A 23,749-nucleotide genomic window follows, 5' to 3' on the forward strand; every position below is an offset into this window, starting at 1 on the left:
TGACCCGGGGCTGGATCAGGGAACCGTGACGACCTGCGCGGCGTACGCGAGGCCGGCGCCGAACGCGATGAGCAGGGCGGTGTCGCCGCTCTTGGCGTCGCCCTCCTCGAGCATCCGGTCGAGGGCGAGCGGGATGGACGCGGCGGACGTGTTGCCCTGGTCGGCGATGTCGCGCGCGATCTTCACCGTGTCGGGCAGCTTCATGGTCCGCGCCATGGCGTCGATGATCCGCATGTTGGCCTGGTGCGGCACGAACACGTCGAGGTCGTCGACGGTGATGCCGGTCCGGTCGAGGGTCTGCTGCGCGATCTTGGCCATCTCGAAGGACGCCCAGCGGAAGACCGGGTTGCCCTGCATGACCAGGTGCGGCATGGAGGGGTTGTCCTGCTCGAGGACGTCGCGCCAGTCCTCCTTCTGCCGGATCAGGTCGAACTGCTCGCCGTCGGAGCCCCAGACCACCGGGCCGATGCCCGGCTCGTCGCTCGGTCCCACGACGGCGGCACCGGCCCCGTCGGCGAAGATGAACGCCGTACCGCGGTCGCCGACGTCGGTCAGGTCGGAGAGGCGCTCCACGCCGATCACCAGGACGTGCTGCGCGCTGCCGGCCTTGACCATGTCGGAGGCGAGCGCGATGCCGTGGCAGAAGCCGGCGCACGCGGCCGAGATGTCGAACGCGACCGGCCGGTTGAGGCCGAGCTCGTGGGCGATCATCGTGGCGACGGCCGGGGTCTGCAGCATGTGCGAGACGGTGGCGACGACGACGCCGTCGATCTGGGCCGGCTCGATCCCGGCGCGCTCCATGGCGATCTTCGAGGACTCGACCGACATCAGCGTGACGGTCTCCTCGGGGGTGGCCCAGCGACGGGTCTTGATCCCGGAGCGCTGCTGGATCCACTCGTCGGAGGAGTCGATGGCCTCGACGAGCTCGGCGTTGGGGATCAGCCGCGAGGGACGGTAGGAGCCGACACCGAGGATGGTGGCGTGCCGGGCGCCCTCGACGTCCTGGAGCTTGGTCATGACGGGACTCCCTCGGGGTGGAGGCGGATCAGCGGCTGGCCGGGGGAGACCAGGTCGCCGTCCTCGACGAGCCACTCGACGACGGTGCCGCCGTGGGGCGCGGTGACCGGGGTCTCGTCGCGCAGGCTGGCGACGGAGCCGATCGTGGCGTCGGCGGGGATGGCGTCGCCCTCCTCGGCGTCGACCCCGCGCTTGAAGGTGCCCTTGGCCGGTGCAACCAGCATCCGCCAGGTCGGGGCGGTGTCCATGGCGGACGGCGCGACACCGTGCTTCTCGATGAACGCACGCGCGTCGTCGAGCTGGTCGGGGGTCTTCAGGGCGAAGGTCTCGACGCCCTTCAGGGCGCGCTTCGCGATGCCGGTCAGGGTGCCCGCGGGCGGCATCTCGAGGATGCCGGTGACGCCGAGGTCGAGCATGGTCTCCATGCAGAGGTCCCAGCGGACCGGGTTGCTGACCTGGGTGACGATGCGCTTGAGCGCGTCGCGGCCGTCGTGGACGACCTGCCCGTCGCGGTTGCTGATGATCGGGATGCGCGCATCGTGGGTGGACACCGACCGGGCGAGCCGGCCGAGCACGTCGACCGCGGGAGCCATGTGCCGGGTGTGGAAGGCGCCGGCCACCGACAGGGGGACCAGCCGGGCCTTGGCCGGGGCGTCGTCGGCGAGGGCCGCGAGCTCCTCGGCCGTGCCGGCGGCGACGATCTGGCCGGGGCCGTTGTCGTTGGCGGGGGTGAGGCCGTGCTGCTCGAGCTTGGCGAGCACCTCGTCGCGGTCGCCGCCGAGCACGGCGGTCATGCTCGTCGGGGTCTGCGCGGCCGCCGCGGCCATCGCCCTGCCGCGCTCGCGGACCAGCACCATCGCCGACTCGGCGGTGATCGCGCGGGCGCCGGCGGCGGCGGTGAGCTCACCGACGCTGTGCCCGGCGACCGCCCCGATCTTGCCGAACGCGTCGGCCGGGTGCGGGAACAGCTCCAGCGCGGCCAGCAGGCCGGAGGCGACCAGCAGCGGCTGGGCCACGGCGGTGTCGCGGATCGTGTCGGCGTCGGCCTCGGTGCCGTAGTGCACCAGGTCCATGCCGGCGACGGCGGAGAGCCAGCCGAGACGCTCGGCGAAGGTCGGGTTCTCCAGCCAGGGAGTCAGGAAACCGGGAGTCTGGGCCCCTTGTCCGGGGGCGACGATGACGAGCACAGGTCCATGCTGCCGGGCCGCGGGCCGGGATCGCGCCTTGGATGCGCACGAAGTTCGACCGCCGTGTCTTGTAGGAACCCTACAAAGTCTCGGGAGGACTGGCCTCCGGGGCGGCGAGCCGGCCGAGGGTCAGCGCAACCCGGTAGGTGTAGGCGTGACGCGGATCACTCACCGCCATGCCGGTGATCTCGCCGGCCCGGCGGAGCCGGTAGCGAACCGTGTTGGCGTGCACGAACATCGCGCGCGCGGTGCCCTCGATCGAACCGCCGTGGTCGAGGAACGCCGCGACCGTTTCGAGCATCGGCGCACCCGCCTCCACGAGCGGGCGGTAGACCTCCTGGACGAGCTGACGCCGGGCGTGGCCGTCGCCGGACAGGGCGCGCTCGGGGAGCAGGTCGTCGCTGGTCACCGGCCGGGGCGCCTCGGGCCAGCCGGGGGCCGCGCGCAGGCCGGCCACCGCGGCCCGGGCGGAGACGTGCGCACTGACCAGGTCGGCGACGACCGGTCCGACGACGACCGGGCCCTCGCCGAAGTGTTGAGCGACACTCGCGCCTGCTTTGTCGGGATTGTCCACTCCGCCGAGGACGACGACGAGCCGGTCGCTCTGCACCGCGCACAGGGCGACGAGGCCCACGTGACGGGCCGACCGGCGCACCTCGTCGAAGAGCGACTCGCGGGCGCTGGCGGACTGGTCGGGGTCGGGCGCGCGGCCCAGCACCACGGCGACGTCGCCGCGCGACTCCCAGCCCAGGGCGCTCGCCCGGGACCGGGTGGTCTCGTCGGCCTCCGCGCGCAGCACCGAGTCGACGACCAGGGCCTCGAGCCGGGCGTCCCAGGCGCCGCGCATCTCGGCGGCGCGCGCGTAGACCTCGGCGGTGGCGAAGGCGACCTCGCGGGCGTAGCGCACGACCGCCTCGCGGACCGTCCGCGCCGCCTCCTCGTCGTCGTCGCCGACCGCCGTACCGACGTTCTCCTCGACGACCTCGATGGTCAAACGCACCATCTCGACCGTTTGGTGAAGGCTCACAACGCCGGTGAGCGCGCGCGGCGCGGCGCCGAACACCTCGGCGGTGATCGGCGTGCGGCCCTCCGGCTCCTTGAACCAGGTGACGAAGGCGTTGATGCCCGCCTGCACGATCATCCCGATCCAGGACCGGTCCTCGGCCGAGAGCTGCCGGAACCAGGGCATGTCGCGGTCCATCCGGGCCAGCGCCGCGGTGGTGAGCGTTCCCAAGGACGCCTGGAGCCGCCGGGCGACCTCGTCGGCCCGGTCCTGCTCCTTCCTACCCATGTGGGGAGCCTAGTGGGACACGCCGGAGGGGAAACGGGTGCCCGAACGGACGGATTGTGTGTGATTCCGTGTAACGAAGTGCAAACGGGGCACACATCGAGAACTCGTTCTCGCTACAGTCACGCTCGGTTCACCGTGCATCAACGTGCAAGGAGCCCCATGGTCAAGGCCCCGGAGGTTCAGTACCTCACCATCCACGGGCACCGGCGAGCGTTCGTGAAGGAAGGCCAGGGGCCGGCGCTGCTCCTGCTGCACGGCCTGGGCTGCGACCACACCACCTGGGCGCCGGTGATCCAGACCCTGGCCCGGCGCTACACGGTAATCGCGCCCGACCTGCTCGGCCACGGCCTGAGCGACAAGCCGCGCGGCGACTACAGCGTCGGCGGCTACGCCAACGGCATGCGCGACCTGCTCACGGTGCTCGGCATCGACCGGGTCACCGTCGTCGGGCACAGCCTGGGCGGCGGTGTCGCGATGCAGTTCGCGTACCAGTTCCCCGAGCGCACCGAGCGGATGATCCTGGTCGCCCCCGGCGGCATGGGTCCCGACGTCACCCCGGCGATCCGCGCGATCTCGCTGCCCGGCTTCAACGCGGCGATGGGCCTCGTGACGCTCCCCGGGGTGCGGCACGTGACGACCGGCTGGCTGCGCACGCTCGCCGCCTCCGGCCTCTCCGCCGCCCGCGACCTCGACGAGGTCGCGACGATCGTCGACTCGTTCAAGGACGCCAAGGCCCGCTCCGCGATCCGGCAGGTCGTGAGCGCCCTGGTCGACTGGCGCGGCCAGGTCGTGACGATGGCCGACCGCGCGTACCTCACCGAGGCGATGCCGATGTGCGTCATCTGGGGCACCGACGACAAGGTGATCCCCGTCCGGCACGCCGGCCTCGCCGCCGAGATGGCCCCCGGCGCGACCGTCGAGGTGATCGCGAACGCCGGCCACTTCCCGCACAAGGACCACCCGCAGCGGTTCGTGAAGATCGTGAGCGACTTCATCCGCACCACCCAGCCGGCGACGTACCACCGCGGCCGCTGGCGCGCCCTGCTCAAGGCCGGCAAGCAGACCCCGCTGCCCGCCGAGGTCAGCCGCCTCGCCGCGGAGGAGATCGCCTGACGGCCTGGCCGCCAAGGCCGACGGAACGAGAAACGGGTCACGAACGACGCGCGACACGCCGTGCCGCTCGTCGTTCGTGACCCGTTGGTCGGGTCAGCGACGCCTACGCGTCGCCGCCCTCCTGCTTCACGCCCGACACCGCGGTCGGGTCGTCGATGCGGTACTTCGCGAACGCCTCCTGAACGGTCTCCGGCTTGACCTCGCCGCGGGCGGCGAGGGCGGCCAGCGCCTGGACGACGACCGACTGGGCGTCGACCTGGAAGTAGCGCCGCGCGGCCGGGCGGGTGTCGGCGAAGCCGAAGCCGTCGGTGCCGAGCACGTGGTAGTCGGTCGGGACCCACTTCGCCATCTGGTTCGGGACGGCGCGCATGTAGTCGCTGACCGCGACGATCGGGCCCTCCGCCTCCTTCAGCTTGTCCGTGATGTACGGCGTCCGTGGCGACTCGCCCGGGTGGTTGAGGTTCCACCGCTCGGTCTCGACACCGTCGCGGGCCAGCTCGTTCCACGACGTGACCGACCAGGTGTCGGCCGCGACGCCCCAGTCCTCGGCGAGCAGCCGCGCCGCCTCGGTGATCCACGGGAAGCCGACGCCCGAGGCGAGCAGCTGCACCCGTGGGGCACCGTCGCGCGCGCTCTCGGGCAGCTCCGGCGGCGTGGCCACGTGGTAGATGCCCTTGAGCAGACCCTCGACGTCGAGGTTCTCCGGCTCGGCCGGCTGCGCGATCGGCTCGTTGTAGACCGTCATGTAGAAGATGACGTTCTCGCCCTGCGGGTGGGCCTCCGACTCGCCGTACATCCGGCGCAGGCCGTCCTGCACGATGTGCGCGACCTCGTAGGCCATCGCCGGGTCGTAGTGCACGACCGCCGGGTTGGTCGCCGCGAGCAGCGGCGAGTGGCCGTCGGCGTGCTGCAGACCCTCACCGGTCAGCGTGGTGCGACCGGCCGTGGCGCCGATCAGGAAGCCGCGCGACAGCTGGTCGGCCATCGCCCAGATCGAGTCGCCGGTCCGCTGGAACCCGAACATCGAGTAGAAGATGTAGAACGGGATCATGTGCTCGCCGTGCGTGCTGTACGTCGAGCCGGCGGCCGTCGCCGACGCCATCGCGCCGGCCTCGGAGATGCCCTCGTGCAGGAGCTGGCCCTGCGCGGACTCCTTGTAGGTCAGCAGGAGCTTGCGGTCGACCGACTCGTAGGTCTGCCCGGCCGGCTGGTAGATCTTCGCCGTCGGGAACATCGAGTCCATGCCGAACGTGCGGAACTCGTCGGGCGCGATCGGCACGATCCGCTGGCCGATCTCCTTGTCCCGCATCAGGTCGCGCATCAGCCGGACCAGCGCCATCGTGGTCGCGACGGACTGCTTGCCCGAGCCCTGCTTGAGCTCCTTGTAGACCTCGTCGCCCGGGAGCTTGAGCAGCGTCGAGCGGTCGACCCGCTTGGGCAGCGAGCCGCCGAGCTGCTTGCGGCGCTCGAGCATGTACTCGATCTCGGGGGAGTCGGCGCCGGGGTGGAAGAACGGCGCGACGTCGCTCTCGTCGATGTCCTTGTCGCTGATCGGCAGGTAGAGCCGGTCGCGGAACTTCTTGAGGTCGTCCTTGGTCAGCTTCTTCATCTGGTGGGTGGCGTTCTTGCCCTCCAGGGCGTCGATCGTCCAACCCTTGATGGTCTTGGCCAGGATGACGGTCGGCTGGCCGCTCTGCTTGGTGGCCGCCTCGAACGCGGCGTACACCTTGCGGTAGTCGTGGCCGCCGCGCGGCAGCTTCTCGATCTGCACGTCCGTCATGTGCTCGACCATCTTGCGCAGCCGCGGGTCCGCACCGAAGAAGTGGTCGCGGATGTAGCCGCCGTCCTCGACGGAGTAGGTCTGGAACTGGCCGTCGGGGGTGCTGTTCATCCGGTTGACCAGGACGCCGTCGACGTCGCGGGCGAGCAGGCCGTCCCACTCGCGGCCCCAGACGACCTTGATGACGTTCCAGCCGGCGCCGCGGAACTGGGACTCCAGCTCCTGGATGATCTTGCCGTTGCCGCGCACCGGGCCGTCGAGCTGCTGCAGGTTGCAGTTGACGACGAAGACCAGGTTGTCGAGCTCCTCGCGCGCGGCCAGGCCGATCGCGCCGAGCGACTCGGGCTCGCCCATCTCGCCGTCGCCGAGGAACGCCCACACGCGCTGGTCGCTGGTGTCCTTGATGCCGCGGTTCTGCAGGTAGCGGTTGAACCGCGCCTGGTAGATCGCGCCGAGGGCGGTCAGGCCCATCGACACGGTCGGGAACTCCCAGAAGTCCGGCATCAGCCGCGGGTGCGGGTACGACGACAGCCCGGCGTGCACGCCGTGCTGGACCTCCTGGCGGAAGTGCGCGAGCTGCTTCTCGTCGAGCCGGCCCTCGAGGAAGGCGCGGGCGTAGATGCCCGGGGACGCGTGACCCTGGATGTAGATCTGGTCGCCGCCGCCCGGGTGGTCCTTGCCGCGGAAGAAGTGGTTGAAGCCGACCTCGTAGAGCGAGGCCGACGACTGGTAGGTGGCGATGTGGCCGCCGACCTCGAGGCCCTTGCGGTTGGCCGTCGAGACCATCACCGCGGCGTTCCAGCGGATGAACGCGCGGATCCGGCGCTCGATGTCCTCGTCGCCGGGGAACCACGGCTCCCGCTCCGGCGGGATCGTGTTGATGTAGTCGGTGGACCGGAGGGCCGGCACGCCGACGCTCTGCTCACGCGCGCGCTCGAGGAGGCGCAGCATGACGTAGCGGGCGCGGTCGCGGCCGCGGTCACCGATCATGGCGTCGAACGAGTCCAGCCACTCGTTCGTCTCGTCCGGGTCGATGTCGGGCAGCTGCGTGGGCAGGCCCTCGTGGATGACGGAGGGGCGGTTGTGGCCGCCCTGGCCGGCGGACTGGTCAGAGCCTGAAGCCATGGGTTCCTCTGCTCTCGCGCTCGTGTCGAACTCGTCGTCTGCGTCTGGATCGATGTCGGGCCCGAGCCCCGGGTTCGCCGGCGGCTCCGACCGGACGCCAACCGCAATCGTGTCACGCCTGCCGGGGAGGTGGTATCTACCGCCCAGTAGCGATCGGAGGGCGCCTCCGCCGCGGGGCTGCGCGTGGTGCCGCAACCGGCTGGGTACCGTGACACGCAGGTCGTACGACGCGCGGATCTTGCTTCCCGGGGGGAGTTCCGGTGGACTACGCGCAGGCAGTGACCTCGTCAGACGCAGGACGATCGGAGAGATACACGTGAGCGCGACCCCGGGTGGGCAGGACGGTGCCACCCAGACGACGCCGGGAGCCGGCCAGAAGCTCGGCCTGTCGAAGGGCATGGTCGTCCAGGAGCTCGGTTGGGACGAGGACGTCGACGACGAGCTCCGTGTGGCCATCGAGGACGCGATCGACGCCGACATGGTCGACGGCGACTACGGCAACGTGGTCGAGTCCGTGGTGTTCTGGTGGCGCGACGACGACGGCGACCTCGTCGACGGCCTGATGGACTCCCTCACCGACCTCGTCGGGGGCGGCGTGGTCTGGCTGCTGACCCCCAAGGTGGGGCGGCCCGGGTCCGTCGACCCGGCCGACATCGCCGAGGCCGCCGAGATCGCCGGCCTGGCCAACACCACGACCGCGGGCGTCAGCAAGGACTGGACCGCCAGCCGGCTGGTCGCCCCCAAGGGTCGCTGACCCCTCCCGCGGAGCGCCGGTAACCCGGGGCTACGTTCGTCGTTGGACCGGGTACGACCGGATCCCTCGGCAGGAAGGTGGCTCGTGCGAGCCGTGCAGCAGACGCTCCAGCAGGTGGGCAAGTACCCGACGATGCTCCGGGTGCTGCTCGGCACCGGCATCGTCCGCCCCTACTCACCCGTCGTCCTCGCCCGGATGGCCCGCACCCTTCTGGAGTGGGGCACCGGCCCCGCCGGCGGCTTCACCGCGCTCGCCCTGCGTGAGCCCGACCGCACCGGTCTCGTCGACGAGCTCGGTGAGCTCACCTTCCGCGAGCTGCACGAGCGGAGCAACGCCCTCGCCGCGACCTGGAAGGGCCTCGGCGTCGAGGCCGGCGACGGCGTCGCGATCATGTGCCGCAACCACCGCGGCTTCGTCGACGCGAGCATCGCGGCGGCCAAGGTCGGGGCCGACCTCGTCTACCTCAACACCGCGTTCGCCGGCCCCCAGCTCGTCGACGTGCTCGAGCGCGAGTCGCCCGCACTGGTCGTGCACGACCAGGAGTTCACCGGCATGCTCGCCAGGGCCGAGGGCGTCGACCGGGTGCTCGCCTGGGTCGACGACGAGACCGAGGTCGGCGACACCCCGACGCTCGAGCAGCAGATCGCCGCCGGCGACACCGCCGACCACCGCGCACCGGAGACGCCCAGCCGGATCATCATCCTGACGTCGGGCACCACGGGTACGCCGAAGGGCGCGCCCCGCTCCGAGGCCGGCATCGACTCCGCCGTCGCGCTGCTGTCGCGGCTCCCGCTGCGGCAGGGCTGGCGCACCCACATCGCCGCCCCGCTGTTCCACACCTGGGGCTGGGCGCACTGGGCGCTGGCGATGCTGCTCGGCTCGACGATCGTGCTGCGCCGGAAGTTCGACCCGGCCTCGTGCCTGTCGACCGTCGAGGACGAGGGCTGCGACTCGCTGGTGGTCATCCCGGTGATGCTCCAGCGCATCCTCCAGCTCCCGCAGGACGAGCTCGACAAGCACGACCTGTCGCGGGTGAAGGTCGTCGCCGCCTCCGGCTCGGCACTGCCGGGCGACCTGGGCATCACCTGGATGGACCAGTACGGCGACACCCTCTACAACATCTACGGCTCCACCGAGGTCGCCTACGCCACCGTCGCGACGCCCGACGACCTGCGCCGGGCACCGGGCAGCGCCGGCAAGGCGCCGTGGGCGACGGTCGTGAAGATCTACGACGACGAGGGCCGGGAGGTCCCACCGGGCGAGCCCGGCCGGATCTTCGTCGGGAACACCCTGCTCTTCGAGGGCTACACCGGCGGTGGCAGCAAGGACATGCAGGACGGGCTGATGGCCACCGGCGACGTCGGCCGGTTCGACGAGGAGGGCCGGCTCTTCGTCGAGGGGCGCGACGACGAGATGATCGTGTCCGGCGGCGAGAACGTCTTCCCCCAAGAGGTCGAGGACTGCCTCGCGCGCCACGACGCCGTCGTCGAGGCCGCCGCGATCGGGGTGGACGACCCCGAGTTCGGCAAGCGCCTGAGGGCCTTCGTCGTACTCTCGCAGCAGGTCGACGAGGACACCCTCAAGGCCCACGTGAAGGACAACCTCGCGCGCTACAAGGTGCCGCGCGAGATTGTCGTGGTCGACGAGCTGCCGCGCAACGCGACCGGCAAGGTGCTCAAGCGCGAGCTCGCCGAGCGCGACTGACCCGACCAGCAGACCACCGAGGAGCGACGCGGATGGGCATCGAGGCCGGCGACGAGGCCCCCGACTTCGAGCTGCGCGACCAGAACGGCCAGCCGGTCAGGCTGTCGACGTTCCGCGGGGACAAGACCGTGGTCGTGATGTTCTACCCGTTCGCGTTCAGCCGCGTGTGCACGGGCGAGCTGTGCGCGGTGCGCGACTCGCTGCCGCAGTGGCAGTCCGACGACGTCCAGCTGCTCGCGGTCTCCTGCGACATGATGTTCTCGCTGCGGGCGTTCGCGGAGCGTGACGGGCTGGAGTTCCCGCTGCTGTCGGACTTCTGGCCGCACGGCGCCGTGGCGTCGGCGTACGGCGTCTTCAACGAGGCGACCGGGGCGGCCGACCGGTCCACGTTCATCGTCGACCCCGACGGCGTCGTGCGGTGGGTGGTGCACAACGAGATGCCGGAGGCCCGCGACCTCGCGGAGCAGGTCCGGGTGCTCACCGACCTGGCCTCCTGACCCCGCGAATCCGGGCAACCAGGACAGGGTGCCGCCGCGATCCCGAGCGCCAGGTAAAGAAATCCTCGATTTCGCGGTTTTCCTGTGACAGTGCGACGGGCGCGGGGTTGAATATCTCTTGCACGGCCGCTGGTGACCCGAGACGCCAGCGGCCGTCGCTTTTTCCCCTCCCGCTCCGGCCCCGGTAGGCTGCGGCCCGCGCGCGAGCGCCCGGGCGTATAGCTCAGCGGTAGAGCACTGGTCTTACAAACCAGCGGTCGCAGGTTCGATCCCTGCTGCGCCCACCGGTCCTCCCGAACCTTTCACCTCACCCGATGAGACCCGGTGAGACCGGTGAGACCGGTGAGAGCAGTCTCATCGCGGCCTCACACCACCCTCATCGACGCCTTCCAGGCTGGTGCCCGTCCAGATCGCACCAACCCGGATAGGGGAACCACGATGAAGAAGATCCTGCTCCCGCTCGGCACGCTCACGGTCGCCGGTGCCGTCGCCCTCGGCCTGCTCGGCACCGCCGGCGCCAACGCCGCCGACGGCAACGACACCCAGGACAACCCGGCCTTCCTCAAGCGCGAGGACAAGGTCGGAAGCCTGGTGCTCGTCGCCGACGACGATGACGACGACGACAACGGCGACACGAGGACCCGGACGCGGACCGGAGACGGGACCGGCACGCAGGGCACCGGGTCCAGCCGCTCGCGCGCCGACGGCACCAGCTCGCGCTACAGCAAGGTCAGCCGCGACGCCGACCGCAGCCGCGGCGACCTGACCCGCGACTGGACCCGGGACGGCGGCGACCGCACCCGCGACCTGACGCCGAACCTGACCAACGACCGCTCGCGCAACGACACCCGGGGCTGAGCCGGATGACCGAGCCCACCGCAGGTGACGAGTCCTGGGGCTTCACCGAGGGCGATGCCATCACCGACGACCTGACCGCGATCCGGCTGCTGGGCGGCGGTACGTCGTACGAGGCCTACCTGGCCTTCGACGACGTCACGTACGCCCCGACGGTCGTGAAGGTCGTGCGGCCGCACCGGCGCGACGACACGTCGAGCCTGCGGGGGCTCGCGCGCGAGGTCGACATGCTCGGCTCGGTCAACCACCCGGTCGTGGCGCGCGGGCTGCGCGCGGTGCTGGAGGGGGAGCGGCCGCACGTGGTGCTGGAGGCGATCGACGGCCCGAGGCTGTCGACGCTGATCCGGCGGCACGGGCCGCTCCCCGAGCAGCAGTACCTGCCGCTCGGGATCGAGCTCGCGTCGGCGCTGCACTACTTCCGCCGGCGCGGGATCGTGCACCTCGACATCAAGCCGAGCAACGTCATCATGGGCGCTCCGGCGCGGCTGATCGACCTGAGCGTCGCGCGCACCGTCGAGGACGCGGAGGCGCTGACCTACCCGATCGGGACCGACGAGTACATGGCGCCCGAGCAGTGCGACCCTCCGGGCAGCGGCACGCCCGGCTTCGCCTCCGACGTGTGGGGGCTGGGCGCGACGCTGTTCCACGCGATCGCGGGCTACCGCCCGTTCGCCGGCGGCGACGCCGCGTCGGACGACGTACGGCGGAGGTTCCCGCAGCTCGCGGACCTCGCCTACGCGCTGCCCGGCACGGTCGCCGGCGACGTGGCGAAGGTCGTGCTCGCGTGCCTGGAGCCCGACCCGGCGGACCGGCCGCTGCCGCACGAGCTGGCCGAGGGTCTGCAGCCCGCGCTGGAGCGTTCGCCGCGCGGCCGGCTGGCCGGTTGGAAGGTCCGCTAGCAGGTCAGCCGCAGCGGTAGCCGACACCGCGCACGGTCGTGACCACCCCGGCGCCGAGCTTCTTGCGCAGGTAGCCGACGTACACGTCGACGACGTTGGAGCCGGGGTCGAAGTCGTAGCCCCACACCAGGTCCAGCAGCTGCTCGCGCGAGAGCACCTGGCCCGGGTTGCGGAAGAAGATCTCCGCGAGGCGGAACTCGCGGGCCGACAGGTCGACCTCACGACCGGCCTGCAGCACCGCGCGGGTCCGGACGTCGAGCTGGACGTCGCCCACGGTGAGCACGTCGCCGTCGGGGCCCGAGCCGTCGACCGGCTGCCGGAGCCGGGCCCGCACCCGGGCGAGCAGCTCGGCGAACCGGAACGGCTTGCTCATGTAGTCGTCGGCGCCGCTGTCGAGCGCCGAGACGGTGTCGGTGACGGAGTCGCGGGCGGTCAGCACGATCACCGGCATCCGGCTGCCCTGCGCGCGGAGCTGGTCGAGCACGTCGAACCCGGAGAGGCGTGGCAGCCCGATGTCGAGCACCATCAGGTCGAACTCGCCCGACAGTGCGTGGTCGAGGCCGACCTGCCCGTCGGCCACCTCGGTCGTCGCGTGCCCCTCGGCCTTGAGGCCCTTGGCGATGAACGACGCGATGCGTTGCTCGTCCTCCACGATCAGGATCCGGGCCATGGTTCGTCCTTCCGTCGGTGGGGCAGCACGAGCGTGAAGACCGCGCCGCGGCCGGGGGCGTCGTCGACGCGGACGGTCCCGCCGTGCGCGCGGGCGATCGCCGCGACGATGGACAGGCCGAGGCCGAACCCCTCGTCGTCGTCGCGCACCCGGGCGCGGCTGAACCGGTCGAAGATGTGTGCCTTGTCCGCGTCGTCGACACCGCGGCCGGTGTCGCGCACCCACAGCCGGACACCGCGCTCGTCGACGTGGGCCCCGAGACCGATCTCGTCGCCGTCGTCGGTGTGCTTCACGGCGTTCTGCGCCAGCTGCAGCATCGCCTGGGTGACCCGCTGCTCGTCGAGCTGCGCGACGTGGGCACCGGCGTCGTCGACGACCCAGCAGCGCGGGCCGAGCGCGCGGCACTTCTCCAGCAGCGTCTCCACGTACGGCGCCAGCTCGACGGCGTCGATGCGGTAGTAGTCCGGCCGGTCCGTCTTGGCCAGCGTGATCAGCTCGTCGACCAGCCGCGACATCCGGTCGACCTCGTCGAGCAGCAACGCCCGGGTCGCCTCGACCTCGTCGGCGTCGTCGCTGTCGAGGAGCTCGAGGTGACCCTGGAGCACGGTGAGGGGTGTCTTGAGCTCGTGGCCGGCGTCGTCGAGGAACTGCCGCTGCCCGCGGAACGCCGCGTCGAGCCGGCCGAGCATCTGGTTGAACGTTCGGGTCAGCGCGGTGATGTCGTCGTTGCCGGTCTCGGGGATGCGCCGGGAGAGGTCGGTCTCGGAGATGTCCTGGGCGGTCTCGCGCAGCGTGCGCAGCGGCGACAGCAGGCGCCCGGCCTGCCACGCGGCCGCGCCGGAGATCAGCAGGAGCAGCAGGGCGGAGACGAGGGCGTACGTCGTGATCGTCTGGTTGAGCTCGCCGTACTCCTCGCGCATGAAGTTCACGATCACCAGCGCGCCGGAGGTCGAGGAGTTGGCGGCGGGCACCACGGTGACGACGACCTCGCCGTGCTGCGACTCGAAGCGTTCCGTGCCGCCCGAGTCGAGCCGACGCGTGACGACCTCGGACAGCTCCGGGGAGCGGGCGTACCCCTCGTGCGGGGACTCCGACTGCAGCCGGGCCCGGCCGCCCCAGAAGCCGATCAGCGTCTCGTCGTCGTCGGGCACGTTGCGCGAGAGGAACAGGTCGATCAGCGCCTCGACGCTGGTGAACGGCTCGCCGGTGGCCGGGTCGGTGCCCTCGGCCTGGAGCGTGCGGAACTCCTCGACCTCCTGGTCGACCTGGGTGGCGACCGCCTCCTCGATCCGCCCCGCCTCGTAGGTGTAGACGAAGACACCGGCGCTCGCGAGGGCGAGGCCGGTGAGGGCGGCGACGGCGGTGATCAGCCGGCTCCGGACGGAGACCCCCCGGAGCCCCGCCGCTCCCGGGTCAGTCGTCATCCGTCACGTCGTCGCCCGGGTGGTCACGGTCGTTCTCGTCGTCGAGGTCGCGACCGTCGTCGTCGGAGTCGTCGTCGAGGTCGTCGGGGTCGGGCCGGACGACCTCCACCTCGTCACGGTCGTCGCCCTCGTCCCGGCCGTCGCGGTCGTCCCGGTCGTCGTCGCGGTCGCCCGTGGCGCCGTCGTTGCGCGGCCCCTCCGAGTGCGACGGCTCGGGCGCGGTGTCCCCGGAGGACGGGTCCTGGACGACCACGGGCTCGAGGCGGTCGGGCAGGTCGGCGGGCGCGCCGGCGAGGCTGCCGGTCACGTAGGCGCCGACCGGGAGTGCCAGGAGCAGCACCACCAGTCCCTTCCAGAACCACGACATGCGGGCAATTCTGCCGGTCGTTCGTGGCACCGGCGTGAGACGACCATGAGAGTGCTCTCATCTATCCTCACGGGCATGCCGATCGCGCTGCGAGACGTCGTGAGCCTGCTCGACGGGTGGTACGACCCGGCCTGGGCGGAGTCGTGGGACGCCGTGGGGCTGGTCACCGGCGACCCGGAGCAGCCGGTGCGCAAGGTGCTGTTCGCGGTGGACCCGGCACCCGCCGTCGTCGAGGAGGCGGTCGCGTGGGGGGCCGACCTCGTCGTCGTCCACCACCCCTTGCTGCTGACACCGGTGAGCTCGATCGCCGCGACCACGCCGAAGGGCCGGGTCCTGCACACGCTGGCCCGGCACGGCATCGCGCTGCTCACCGCCCACACCAACGCCGACGTACCGGCGGACGGGGTGAACGAGTCGCTCGCCCGCGCCGTCGGCATCGCCGACCCGCGCGTGGTGGTCGACGAGGGACGCAGTGCCGACAACGCGCTCGACAAGCTCACCTACTTCGTCCCGCGGGGGCAGGCCGACGTCGTGCGCGACGCGGTGGCCGATGCCGGCGCCGGGCAGGTCGGCGACTACGACCGCTGCTCGTTCTCGTCGCCGGGGGAGGGCCGGTTCCGGCCGCTCGAGGGCGCGAACCCGACGCTCGGCGCGGTTGGGGAGGTCGAGACCGTCGAGGAGGTGCGGGTCGAGTGCGTGCTGCGCCGGTCGCAGCGCCGCGCCGTCGTGGCCGCCCTGCTGGCTGCGCACCCCTACGAGACCCCGGCGTACGACGTCGTCGCCCTGGCGAACGACGACGGCCCGTCGGACCGCGGGCACGGCCGGATCGGCAGGCTGGCGGCGCCGACGACCCTGCGGGAGTTCGCCGACCGGGTCCGTGACGCGCTGCCCGGCACCGCGCACGGCGTACGGGTGTCCGGCGACCCGGACCGGCGCGTGGAGACGGTGGTGGTCGGCAGCGGCGCGGGCGACTACCTGCTCGACGTGGTACTGGGCACCGGAGCCGACGTCTACGTCACCTCCGACCTGCGGCACCACCGGGCGGCGGAGTTCCGCGAGCACGACGGCCCGGCCCTGGTCGACGTCGCGCACTGGGCGGCGGAGTGGACCTGGCTGCCGGTGGCCGCGCGCAAGCTGGCCGCCGCGCTCGAGGAGCGCGGCGGGGCAGGGGCTACGGTGGAGACCCGCGTGAGCACGACCGTGACCGACCCGTGGACGTTCCGGGTCGACTGAGCCACCGACCGACACACCGAACCGACCAGGAGCCTCCGCTGAAAGCCGACGCCTTCTCCCAGCTCCGGCTGCTCGACCTCCAGGAGCTCGACTCCCGGGCCGACCAGCTCCGGCACCAGCTCGCCAGCATCCCCGAGGCCAAGGAGCTGGCCGCGCTGAAGACGCAGCGCGGCACGGTGGACACCGCGGCGCGCGACGCTCGGATCCTCGTCGAGGACCTCACCCGGGAGCAGCGCAAGGCCGATGCCGACGTCGAGCAGGTCAAGGCGCGCCGCGTCCGCGACCAGCAGCGGATGGACCAGGGCCTGGTCACCAACCCCAAGGACCTCGAGCGCATGCAGGGCGAGCTGGTCTCGCTGGAGCGCCGGATCTCCAATCTCGAGGACGTCGAGCTCGACGTGATGCAGCGGCTCGAGGACGCCCAGGCCGAGCTCGACCGGCTGACCGCCGACCTCGAGCAGATGGACCGCCGAGCGGCGGACCTGTCGGCGACCCGCGACGAGAAGGCGGGCAAGCTCGACGCCGAGGTCGCCGAGGTGGCCCTCCAGCGCAAGCCGCTGGCCGACGGGCTGCCCGCGGACCTCGTCGCCCTCTACGACCGGCTGCGCACCCAGAAGGGCGGCGTCGGCGCCGCGGCGCTGCGGGCCCGTCGCTGCGGCGGCTGCTCGCTGGAGCTGACCGCCGCCGACCTCTCCGTGATCAGCAAGGCGCCGACCGACGAGGTGCTGCGCTGCGAGGAGTGCAACCGGATCCTCGTGCGGACGTCGGAGTCCGGCATCTGATGACCGATGCCTACACGTCGGTCGTCATCGAGGCCGACGGCGGTTCGCGGGGCAACCCCGGGGCGGCGGCGTACGGCGCCGTGCTCAAGGACGCGACCACCGGAGCCGTGATCGCCGAGGCCGCGGAGACCATCGGCGTCGCCACCAACAACGTCGCGGAGTACCGCGGCCTGATCGCCGGCCTGGAGCTGTACCACGACCACGCCCCCGAGGCGGACCTCGAGGTGCGGATGGACTCCAAGCTCGTCGTCGAGCAGATGTCGGGCCGCTGGAAGATCAAGCACCCCGACATGAAGCCGCTGGCGTCGGCCGCCCACCGGCTGGCGCCGTTCGGGACGACGTTCACCTGGATCCCGCGCGAGCAGAACAAGCACGCCGACCGGATCCTCAACGCGGCGCTCGACGCCGCGGCGGGCAAGCCGGTGAAGGCCGCGCGCACCGCCACACCCGAGCAAGGGGAGCGCAAGCCGCTGCGGCCGCTCCCCGAGATGGGCGAGCCGACCACGCTGATCCTGGTTCGGCACGGCGAGACCGCACACACCAAGGACCGCCGGTTCAGCGGCACCGGCGGCGACGACCCCGGGCTCGACGCCGACGGGGAGGCGCAGGTGCGCGCCACCGCCGAGTGGCTCGCCCCCCTCGCCCGCGACATCGACGCGCTGGTGTCGTCCCCGCTGCGGCGCACCCGCGAGTCCGCGGCGATCCTCGGCGAGGTGCTCGGCATGGAGGTCGCGATCGAGGAGGGGCTGGCCGAGGCGGCCTTCGGGGTCTGGGACGGGCTGACCTTCGCGGAGGTGCAGGAGGCGCACGCCGACGACCTCGACGCGTGGCTCGGCGCCTTCGACGTCGAGCCCACCGGTGGCGGCGAGTCGCTGGAGACCGTCGACAACCGCGTGCGGCGGGCGCGGGACCGGCTGATCGCGGCGTACCCGGGCAAGACCGTGCTCGCGGTCACCCACGTCACCCCGATCACCGTGCTCGTCCGGCTCGCGCTCGGCGCGCCGATGGAGTCCCTGTTCAAGCTGCAGCTCGCCCCGGCCTCGGTCACCGTCGTGTCGTGGTACCCCGAGGGCCAGTCGACGCTGCGCATGTTCAACGCCCGACCGACGGAGGCCGCCTTCCTCGGGCGGTGACGAGAGAGAGCCATGAGCCCCAGCACCAGCAACAGCAACAGCAGCAAGGCCACGATCGCGGCCGTCCTCGCCGTCGCCGTCGTCGTGGTGGCGACGCTCGTCCTCGTGCAGACGCTCGGCGGCGGGGGAGACGAGCAGCAGGGCGCCACGACGGCCACCGAGGCGCCGCCCACCGACGGCACCTGCAACGAGCCGCCGGCACTGCCCGAGAAGCCCCTGCAGTTCGACGAGGTGCCGCCGAAGTCGCTGGCCGAGAACACCACCTGGACCGCGACCGTGCACACCAACTGCGGTGACATCGTCATGGAGCTCGACGGCAAGAAGGCTCCGCAGACCGTGTCGTCGTTCATCTCGCTGGCCCGTGAGGGCTACTGGGACGACAGCGCCTGCCACCGGCTCACCACCGCGGAGACCGACGGGCTGTCGGTCCTGCAGTGCGGCGACCCGACCGGCACCGGCTCCGGCAACCCGGGCTACGGGTACGGCGTCGAGAACGCGCCCAAGGACTACCAGTACCCCCGCGGCACCCTCGCGATGGCGCGCACCCAGGACCCGAACTCCAACGGCGGCCAGTTCTTCATCGTCTACGACCAGACCGAGCTGCAGGACCCCACCGGCTACTCGATCTTCGGCAAGGTCACCGAGGGCATGGACATCGTCGACCGGGTCGCCGAGCAGGGCATCGGCGGCACCCTCGGCCCGGCCGCGCCGAAGCAGCCGATCAGCATCCTGTCGGTCGACGTGGAGAAGACTGCTTCCTGACCACCGGGCGGTCGAGCCTGTCGAGACCCCTCAGAGCTCGGCGACGACGACGTCGAGCCGGGTGCCGGTCTTCGTGGCGTCGCCCAGCTCGACCTTCCAGCCGAGCCCGGTGAGGTGGTCGGCGAAGCGCGCCGGCGACGACGGCGCGGTGCCGTCCTCCAGCAGCGCGCGCACCAGCCGGCCCTTCGTCGCCTTGTTGAAGTGCGACACGACCTTGCGCACGCCTCCGACCTCGTGCAGCACCCGGACGGTGACGACCTTCGGCGCCAGGTCGGGGCCCGGCCGCCAGAACGGCACGTAGGTCGACGAGCGCAGGTCGACCACCAGGCCGCGCCCGGCGGCCTCGCGGACGGCGGGGTCGAGGTGCTTGCTCCAGTACGTCGCGACGGGTCCGGTGCCGGGCAGCGAGACGCCGCCGGCGAGCCGGTAGGCCGGGATCCGGTCACCGGGGCGGACCAGCCCGAACAGCGACGACGTGACCGCGAGCCACGACGTGGCCCGGCGCCGCGCGGCCGCGTCCAGGCTCGCGACGTCGAGCGCCTCGTAGACGACGCCCGAGTAGACCTGGTCGGCCCGCGCGGTCGGGGCCTCCCGGAGCGCGGCGTTGCGCGCCACCTCGTCGAGCTGGGTGGTGCCGAGGCCCAGCACCGTGGCCGCGACGGCGGCGTCCCCGCGGCACACGTCGGTGAGGGCGTCGAGCATCGTGCCGCGGGCGTCGTACAGGGCCGGGAAGGCGAGGTCGTCGAGCCGCAGCGGGCGACCGCGCCGGGGAGCGGCCTTGCCCTCGGACGGGGGCAGCAGGATCAGCACGCGGGTCACCCTATGCCCGGCCCTATGCTGGGCCGGGACCAGTCGATCCGAGGGGTGACCGAGCTGTGCCGAGACGAGTCGTGAAGGTCCTGCACACCGACGGCGACGAGCTGCGCGACGGGATCGCGCAGATCCAGGAGGAGCTCGGCGTGACGCCGTCGTTCCCCGCCGAGGTGGAGGACGCCGCCGCCCAGGCCGCCGACGGTGCGGTGCTGCCCGGGCTCGACCGCACCGACATCCCGTTCGTGACGATCGACCCCGAGGGCGCCCGCGACCTCGACCAGGCGCTGCACCTCGAGCGCGACGGCGACGGCTACGTCGTCCACTACGCCATCGCCGACGTCGCGGCGTTCGTGAAGCCGGGCGACCCCGTCGACGTCGAGGCCCACCGCCGTGGCGAGACGCTGTACGGCGCCGACTCGAAGGTGCCGCTCCACCCGACCGTGCTCTCGGAGGGGGCGGCCTCGCTGCTGCCCGACCAGGAGCGGCCCGCCCTGCTCTGGACGATCAAGGTCGACGAAACCGGCGAGGGCACCGACGTCGACGTCGTCCGGGCCCGGGTGCGCAGCCGCGCGCAGCTCGACTACGCGGGCGTGCAGGCACAGGTCGACGCCGGCACCGCCGACGAGATGATCGGCCTGCTCCGCGAGGTCGGCGAGCTGCGGATGAAGCGCGAGGCCGCCCGCGGCGGCGTCTCGCTGCCGCTGCCCGAGCAGGAGATCGACATCGACGGCGACCGGTGGACGCTGTCGTTCCGCGACCTGCTGCCGGTCGAGCAGTGGAACGCCCAGATCTCCCTGCTCACCGGCATGGCCGCGGCGTCGCTGATGGTCTACGCGCGCGTCGGCCTGCTGCGCACGCTGCCTCCGCCGGAGCCGGGCGAGGTGCAGCGGCTGCACCGCACCGCCAAGGCGCTCGACATCGACTGGCCGGCCGAGCAGCTCTACCCCGACTTCATCCGGTCGCTCGACCCGGCGAAGCCGCAGCACGCGGCGATGCTGCTGGCCTGCACGCGGCTGCTGCGCGGCGCCGGCTACGTCGGCTTCGACGGCGAGGTGCCGGAGCAGCCCGAGCACGCCGCGCTGGCGTCGGAGTACGCGCACGTCACCGCGCCGCTGCGTCGCCTCGCCGACCGCTACGCCTCCGAGGTGTGCGTCGCGCTCTGCGCCGGCGACGACGTACCTGGGTGGGTGCTGGCGAAGCTGCACGACCTGCCCGCCACCATGCAGGGGAGCGGGCAGAAGGCCAACGCCTACGAGAGCGCGGTGGTCGACCTGGTCGAGTCCGCCGTGCTGCGCCCGCACGTCGGGCAGGGCTTCCCCGGTGTCGTGGTCGCCGTCGACGACGAGGAGCCCGCCCAGGGCGAGGTCGTCGTCCAGGACCCCGCTATCGAGGCCCGGGTGTCGTCGAAGTCGGGCGACCCGCTGCCGCTCGGCACCCACGTCGAGGCTGTTCTCGCCGAGGCCGACCCCGGCACCCGCACGGTGCGCTTCGAGGTCTGACTTGGTGCGGACGGTCCTCGCGGCGATGCTGCTGGTCGCGGGGGCCGGCTGCTCCGCCGCCGACGAGGCGCCCGCGCCGACCTCGACCATCCACGTCTCGCTCGGCTTCACCCAGCTGCTGCCCGACGAGGGCACGCCGAAGGGCCTGCTCCGCGTGGTGAACGAGGGCGACGAGCCGCTCGCCGTCACCGGCGCGGGACTGCGCTGGAGCGGCTACGGGCCTGAGTTCACCCGGGCGCAGGACGCCACGCTCGCGCCGGGCCAGACCCTCGATCTGCACGTGCTGCTGCCCGAGGCTCGCTGCGACGAGGGGCAGGAGCCGATCTCCGGCGTGGTGTCCACGGCGGGGGAGACGAAGGTTCAGCGGCTGACGACGAGCGGCCAGCAGTTCCTGCGCCGCCTCTGGAAGCGCGGCTGCGACGATGCGCTGGTGGCAGACAACGTCGCGATCTCGTACGCGCCGGGGTGGCGGACCACGCCGGACGCCACGTCGCTCGACGGGGCGCTGCGGCTGGTCAGGAGGACCGGCGGCGAGCCCGTCACCGTGACGTACGCCGACGGCTCGGTCCTCTACGACCTGGTGCTACCGGGCGAGGTCACGATCGGTGCCGACCAGCGCAGCGCCGACGTGCCCCTGTCGATCCAGCCCGGCAACCGCTGCGACGAGCACGCCATCGGGCAGGCGACGGCACCGTTCGCCTTCCGCGTCGGTGTCCGGGTCGGGGTCGGCCCGGACGCGACGGAGACGCTTGTGCTCGTCCCGCCGCCGGTCAGGGTGCAGGCGCAGGCGACGAGGATGCTGCTCGCCTACTGCCGGGCGTAGGCCGGGTAGGCCGTCAGGCGTGCCGGAGTCCCTGGTTCACCAGGGACTCCGGCACTTCCAGGGTGTTGCAACGCCCTGGAAGTGCATGACTTGCCCGGGCAGTTGCGGGATCAGCCGTCCAACAGCGGCTTGCCGACCTGCTCCTTGATCCCGTCGATGGCGTCCCAGTCGTTGGCGTGCATCGCCGCAGCGACGACGCCGTCCTTGACCCAGTAAGCCCGGAACACGCGCTCGCCGCTCGTGTCGCCCCGCACGACGACGTCGTCCGCCGCTGCCGGGTCGACGTGTCCGACGTACTCCATGCCGAGGTCGTACTGGTCGGTGAAGAAGTACGGCAGCCGGTCGTAGCTGACGTCCTCGCCGAGCATCGCCCGGGCCGCGGCCTTGCCCTGCTCGATCGCGTTGTCCCAGTGCTCGACGCGCACGCGGCGGCCGAGGACCGGGTGGTCGGCGTTGGCGATGTCGCCGGCGGCGAACACGTCAGGAGCAGAGCTGCGCAGCGACGCGTCGACGAGGACGCCGTTGTCGACGTCGAGGCCGGCCGCCTCGGCGAGCGAGGTGTCGGGTGCCGCGCCGATGCCGACGACGAGCAGGTCGGCGTCGACGGTGCCGCCGTCCTCGAGGGTGAGGCGGACCCCGTCGCCGTTCTTCTCGATGCGGCCGACCGACGCGCCCAGCCGCAGGTCGACACCGTGCTCGCGGTGCAGGTCGGCGAAGACCGACGCCACCGCCGGACCGAGCACGCGCAGCAGTGGCTGGTCGAGCGACTCGACGACCGTCACCTCCGCGCCGGCCTTGCGCGCGGCCGAGGTGGCCTCGAGGCCGATCCAGCCGGCGCCGAGCACGGCGATGCGTGCGCCGTCGGTGAACGCCTTCTGCAGGCGCTCGGTGTCCTCGAGCGTGCGGAGGTAGGCGACGGGCGCCCCGGACGCGTCGGCGTCCGCGAGCCGGCGCGGCTGCGACCCGGTGGCCAGGAGCAGCTTGGAGTAGCCCTGCGGGTCGCCGGTCGCGGTGACGGTGTGCGACCCCGGGTCGATCGCGCCGACGCGCACCCCGAGCCGGAGGTCGACGTCGTGGTCGGCGTACCACTGCGCGTCGTGGACGAAGACGCTGTCACGCTCGTCGTCGCCCATCAGGTAGCCCTTGGACAGCGGCGGGCGTTCGTAGGGGAGGTGCTGCTCGGCGGCGTACACGACGAGTCCTCCGTCGTACCCACTCTCGCGCAGCTGCTCGACGGCCTTCGCGGCGGTCAGCCCGCCACCTACGATCACGAACGGTTCGCTCATGCCCCGAACCTAGTACCCCGACCCCATCGGCGGCCCGCTCCGCGGCGCCCGGCGGGCGCCCGGCGGCGTTGTCGAGGACTCGACGATGCTTCGCATCGCCTTCGCCTCTTCGCCTTGCCGGCCATCCCGCCAGACGCCGCTCGCCGGGGCCGACGATGGGGCCGCGGCACTTGCGCGGGATAGGATCCTGCTGGATGAGCTGGCCGGGCGGCCGCGAGGAGGTGACTCCTCGAGGAAGGTCCGGGCTCCGAAGGGCAAGGGTGGTGGGTAACGCCCACCCGGGGTGACCCGCGGGACAGTGCCACAGAAAGCAAACCGCCGCCGCGCTTGCGCGGAGGTAAGGGTGAAACGGTGGTGTAAGAGACCACCAGCGTTCCGGGTGACCGGAACGGCTCGGTAAACCCCACCCGGAGCAAGGTCAAGAAGGACCGTCGCGAGACGGTCTGCGCGGATGTTCGAGGGCGGCCCGCCCGAGTCCGCGGGTAGACCGCACGAGGCTGTCGGCAACGGCAGCCCTAGATGGATGGTCGCCGACCGCGACGCCGCGAGGCGCGCGGGGACAGAACCCGGCCTACAGGCCAGCTCATCCCTCGTCCCGGCGGCCATCGCCTGCTGTAACGCGGGGTTGTGGACGCTTCACAAGGCGCATGCCGCTGGGGAAGCGTCCGTACGCCTGGGGAAGTGCCGCCGTACGGCGGTCGTCAACGTCACCTGTGAGGGGCAAGACGCGCCGAC

Annotated in this window: 21 protein-coding genes, 1 tRNA gene and 1 other RNA gene; 14 read left to right on the forward strand and 9 right to left on the reverse strand. The window is 72.1% G+C overall.

The window, feature by feature from the left end:
* Nucleotides 1–15 precede the first annotated feature (15 nt).
* The 3 genes from ETU37_RS20715 to ETU37_RS20725 form a co-directional block, all read right to left on the reverse strand.
* Nucleotides 16–1,017, reverse strand: coding sequence for a beta-ketoacyl-ACP synthase III (locus ETU37_RS20715; protein WP_129989246.1), 1,002 nt, complete (start codon nt 1,015–1,017; stop codon nt 16–18).
* Nucleotides 1,014–2,204, reverse strand: a complete 1,191-nt coding sequence (locus tag ETU37_RS20720) for an acyltransferase domain-containing protein (RefSeq protein WP_129989247.1) — start codon at nt 2,202–2,204, stop codon at nt 1,014–1,016. Before ETU37_RS20720 ends, ETU37_RS20715 begins: the two co-directional genes overlap by 4 nt.
* Nucleotides 2,205–2,283: 79 nt before the next feature.
* Nucleotides 2,284–3,495: a PucR family transcriptional regulator gene (locus tag ETU37_RS20725; RefSeq protein WP_129989248.1), complete on the reverse strand. Its 1,212-nt coding sequence runs from the start codon at nt 3,493–3,495 to the stop codon at nt 2,284–2,286.
* A 159-nt stretch (nt 3,496–3,654) separates the two neighbouring features.
* Here ETU37_RS20725 and ETU37_RS20730 point away from each other — a divergent pair, with 159 nt between their 5' ends.
* On the forward strand, nt 3,655–4,608 hold the full coding sequence (locus ETU37_RS20730; RefSeq protein ID WP_129989249.1) for an alpha/beta fold hydrolase: 954 nt from the start codon (nt 3,655–3,657) through the stop codon (nt 4,606–4,608).
* A gap of 103 nt (nt 4,609–4,711) precedes the next feature.
* On the opposite strand, the gene aceE is transcribed toward ETU37_RS20730, so the two are convergent.
* Nucleotides 4,712–7,513 (reverse strand): pyruvate dehydrogenase (acetyl-transferring), homodimeric type, encoded by a 2,802-nt coding sequence (aceE, locus tag ETU37_RS20735; RefSeq protein WP_129989250.1) that lies wholly within the window; start codon nt 7,511–7,513, stop codon nt 4,712–4,714.
* 316 nt (nt 7,514–7,829) lie between these two features.
* Here aceE and ETU37_RS20740 point away from each other — a divergent pair, with 316 nt between their 5' ends.
* From ETU37_RS20740 to ETU37_RS20765, 6 genes are all read left to right on the forward strand, one after another.
* Entirely contained in the window at nt 7,830–8,267 is a 438-nt protein-coding gene (locus ETU37_RS20740; RefSeq protein WP_129989251.1) for a DUF3052 domain-containing protein, read from the forward strand.
* A gap of 84 nt (nt 8,268–8,351) precedes the next feature.
* A complete protein-coding gene (locus ETU37_RS20745; protein WP_240755863.1) occupies nt 8,352–9,971 on the forward strand; it encodes an AMP-binding protein in 1,620 nt (539 codons plus the stop codon).
* Nucleotides 9,972–10,003: 32 nt separating this feature from the next.
* Nucleotides 10,004–10,468 carry a peroxiredoxin gene (locus ETU37_RS20750; RefSeq protein ID WP_129989252.1) on the forward strand — a complete coding sequence of 155 codons (465 nt, stop codon included), beginning with the start codon at nt 10,004–10,006 and terminating at the stop codon, nt 10,466–10,468.
* A 212-nt stretch (nt 10,469–10,680) separates the two neighbouring features.
* Nucleotides 10,681–10,752: transfer RNA gene (locus ETU37_RS20755), tRNA-Val, on the forward strand.
* A gap of 154 nt (nt 10,753–10,906) precedes the next feature.
* Nucleotides 10,907–11,326: a hypothetical protein gene (locus ETU37_RS20760; protein WP_129989253.1), complete on the forward strand. Its 420-nt coding sequence runs from the start codon at nt 10,907–10,909 to the stop codon at nt 11,324–11,326.
* Nucleotides 11,327–11,331: 5 nt separating this feature from the next.
* Nucleotides 11,332–12,222 carry a serine/threonine-protein kinase gene (locus ETU37_RS20765; protein ID WP_129989254.1) on the forward strand — a complete coding sequence of 297 codons (891 nt, stop codon included), beginning with the start codon at nt 11,332–11,334 and terminating at the stop codon, nt 12,220–12,222.
* Between the two features lie 4 nt (nt 12,223–12,226).
* On the opposite strand, the gene ETU37_RS20770 is transcribed toward ETU37_RS20765, so the two are convergent.
* The 3 genes from ETU37_RS20770 to ETU37_RS20780 are packed head-to-tail and all read right to left on the reverse strand — an operon-like array spanning nt 12,227 to nt 14,683.
* On the reverse strand, nt 12,227–12,892 hold the full coding sequence (locus ETU37_RS20770; RefSeq protein WP_129989255.1) for a response regulator transcription factor: 666 nt from the start codon (nt 12,890–12,892) through the stop codon (nt 12,227–12,229).
* Nucleotides 12,877–14,316: a sensor histidine kinase gene (locus ETU37_RS20775; protein ID WP_129989256.1), complete on the reverse strand. Its 1,440-nt coding sequence runs from the start codon at nt 14,314–14,316 to the stop codon at nt 12,877–12,879. The genes ETU37_RS20770 and ETU37_RS20775 overlap by 16 nt, the downstream gene beginning before the upstream one ends.
* Complete coding sequence (locus tag ETU37_RS20780) at nt 14,306–14,683, reverse strand: hypothetical protein (protein ID WP_129989257.1); 378 nt, start codon at nt 14,681–14,683, stop codon at nt 14,306–14,308. The genes ETU37_RS20775 and ETU37_RS20780 overlap by 11 nt, the downstream gene beginning before the upstream one ends.
* A gap of 75 nt (nt 14,684–14,758) precedes the next feature.
* On the opposite strand from ETU37_RS20780, the gene ETU37_RS20785 reads away from it, so the two are divergent.
* The 4 genes from ETU37_RS20785 to ETU37_RS20800 are packed head-to-tail and all read left to right on the forward strand — an operon-like array spanning nt 14,759 to nt 18,593.
* A complete protein-coding gene (locus ETU37_RS20785; protein WP_129989258.1) occupies nt 14,759–15,916 on the forward strand; it encodes a Nif3-like dinuclear metal center hexameric protein in 1,158 nt (385 codons plus the stop codon).
* Nucleotides 15,895–16,698 carry a zinc ribbon domain-containing protein gene (locus ETU37_RS20790; RefSeq protein WP_240755864.1) on the forward strand — a complete coding sequence of 268 codons (804 nt, stop codon included), beginning with the start codon at nt 15,895–15,897 and terminating at the stop codon, nt 16,696–16,698. The genes ETU37_RS20785 and ETU37_RS20790 overlap by 22 nt, the downstream gene beginning before the upstream one ends.
* On the forward strand, nt 16,698–17,831 hold the full coding sequence (locus ETU37_RS20795; RefSeq protein ID WP_129989259.1) for a bifunctional RNase H/acid phosphatase: 1,134 nt from the start codon (nt 16,698–16,700) through the stop codon (nt 17,829–17,831). The genes ETU37_RS20790 and ETU37_RS20795 overlap by 1 nt, the downstream gene beginning before the upstream one ends.
* A 12-nt stretch (nt 17,832–17,843) precedes the next feature.
* Nucleotides 17,844–18,593 carry a peptidylprolyl isomerase gene (locus ETU37_RS20800; protein ID WP_129989260.1) on the forward strand — a complete coding sequence of 250 codons (750 nt, stop codon included), beginning with the start codon at nt 17,844–17,846 and terminating at the stop codon, nt 18,591–18,593.
* Nucleotides 18,594–18,623: 30 nt separating this feature from the next.
* Here the strand turns inward: ETU37_RS20800 and yaaA are convergent, their stop codons facing one another.
* A complete protein-coding gene (yaaA, locus tag ETU37_RS20805) occupies nt 18,624–19,403 on the reverse strand; it encodes a peroxide stress protein YaaA (protein ID WP_129989261.1) in 780 nt (259 codons plus the stop codon).
* A gap of 80 nt (nt 19,404–19,483) precedes the next feature.
* On the opposite strand from yaaA, the gene ETU37_RS20810 reads away from it, so the two are divergent.
* Both ETU37_RS20810 and ETU37_RS20815 read left to right on the forward strand, forming a co-directional pair.
* Nucleotides 19,484–20,905, forward strand: coding sequence for an RNB domain-containing ribonuclease (locus ETU37_RS20810; protein ID WP_240755865.1), 1,422 nt, complete (start codon nt 19,484–19,486; stop codon nt 20,903–20,905).
* Between the two features lie 4 nt (nt 20,906–20,909).
* On the forward strand, nt 20,910–21,728 hold the full coding sequence (locus tag ETU37_RS20815) for a hypothetical protein (protein ID WP_129989262.1): 819 nt from the start codon (nt 20,910–20,912) through the stop codon (nt 21,726–21,728).
* A 110-nt stretch (nt 21,729–21,838) separates the two neighbouring features.
* Here the strand turns inward: ETU37_RS20815 and ETU37_RS20820 are convergent, their stop codons facing one another.
* On the reverse strand, nt 21,839–23,014 hold the full coding sequence (locus ETU37_RS20820; protein ID WP_129989263.1) for an NAD(P)/FAD-dependent oxidoreductase: 1,176 nt from the start codon (nt 23,012–23,014) through the stop codon (nt 21,839–21,841).
* 195 nt (nt 23,015–23,209) lie between these two features.
* Here ETU37_RS20820 and rnpB point away from each other — a divergent pair.
* An RNA gene (rnpB, locus tag ETU37_RS20825) (RNase P RNA component class A) lies at nt 23,210–23,604 on the forward strand.
* Nucleotides 23,605–23,749: the final 145 nt, after the last annotated feature.

This window comes from Nocardioides iriomotensis, from assembly GCF_004168035.1.
Taxonomy (GTDB): Bacteria; Actinomycetota; Actinomycetes; order Propionibacteriales; family Nocardioidaceae; genus Nocardioides_B; species Nocardioides_B iriomotensis.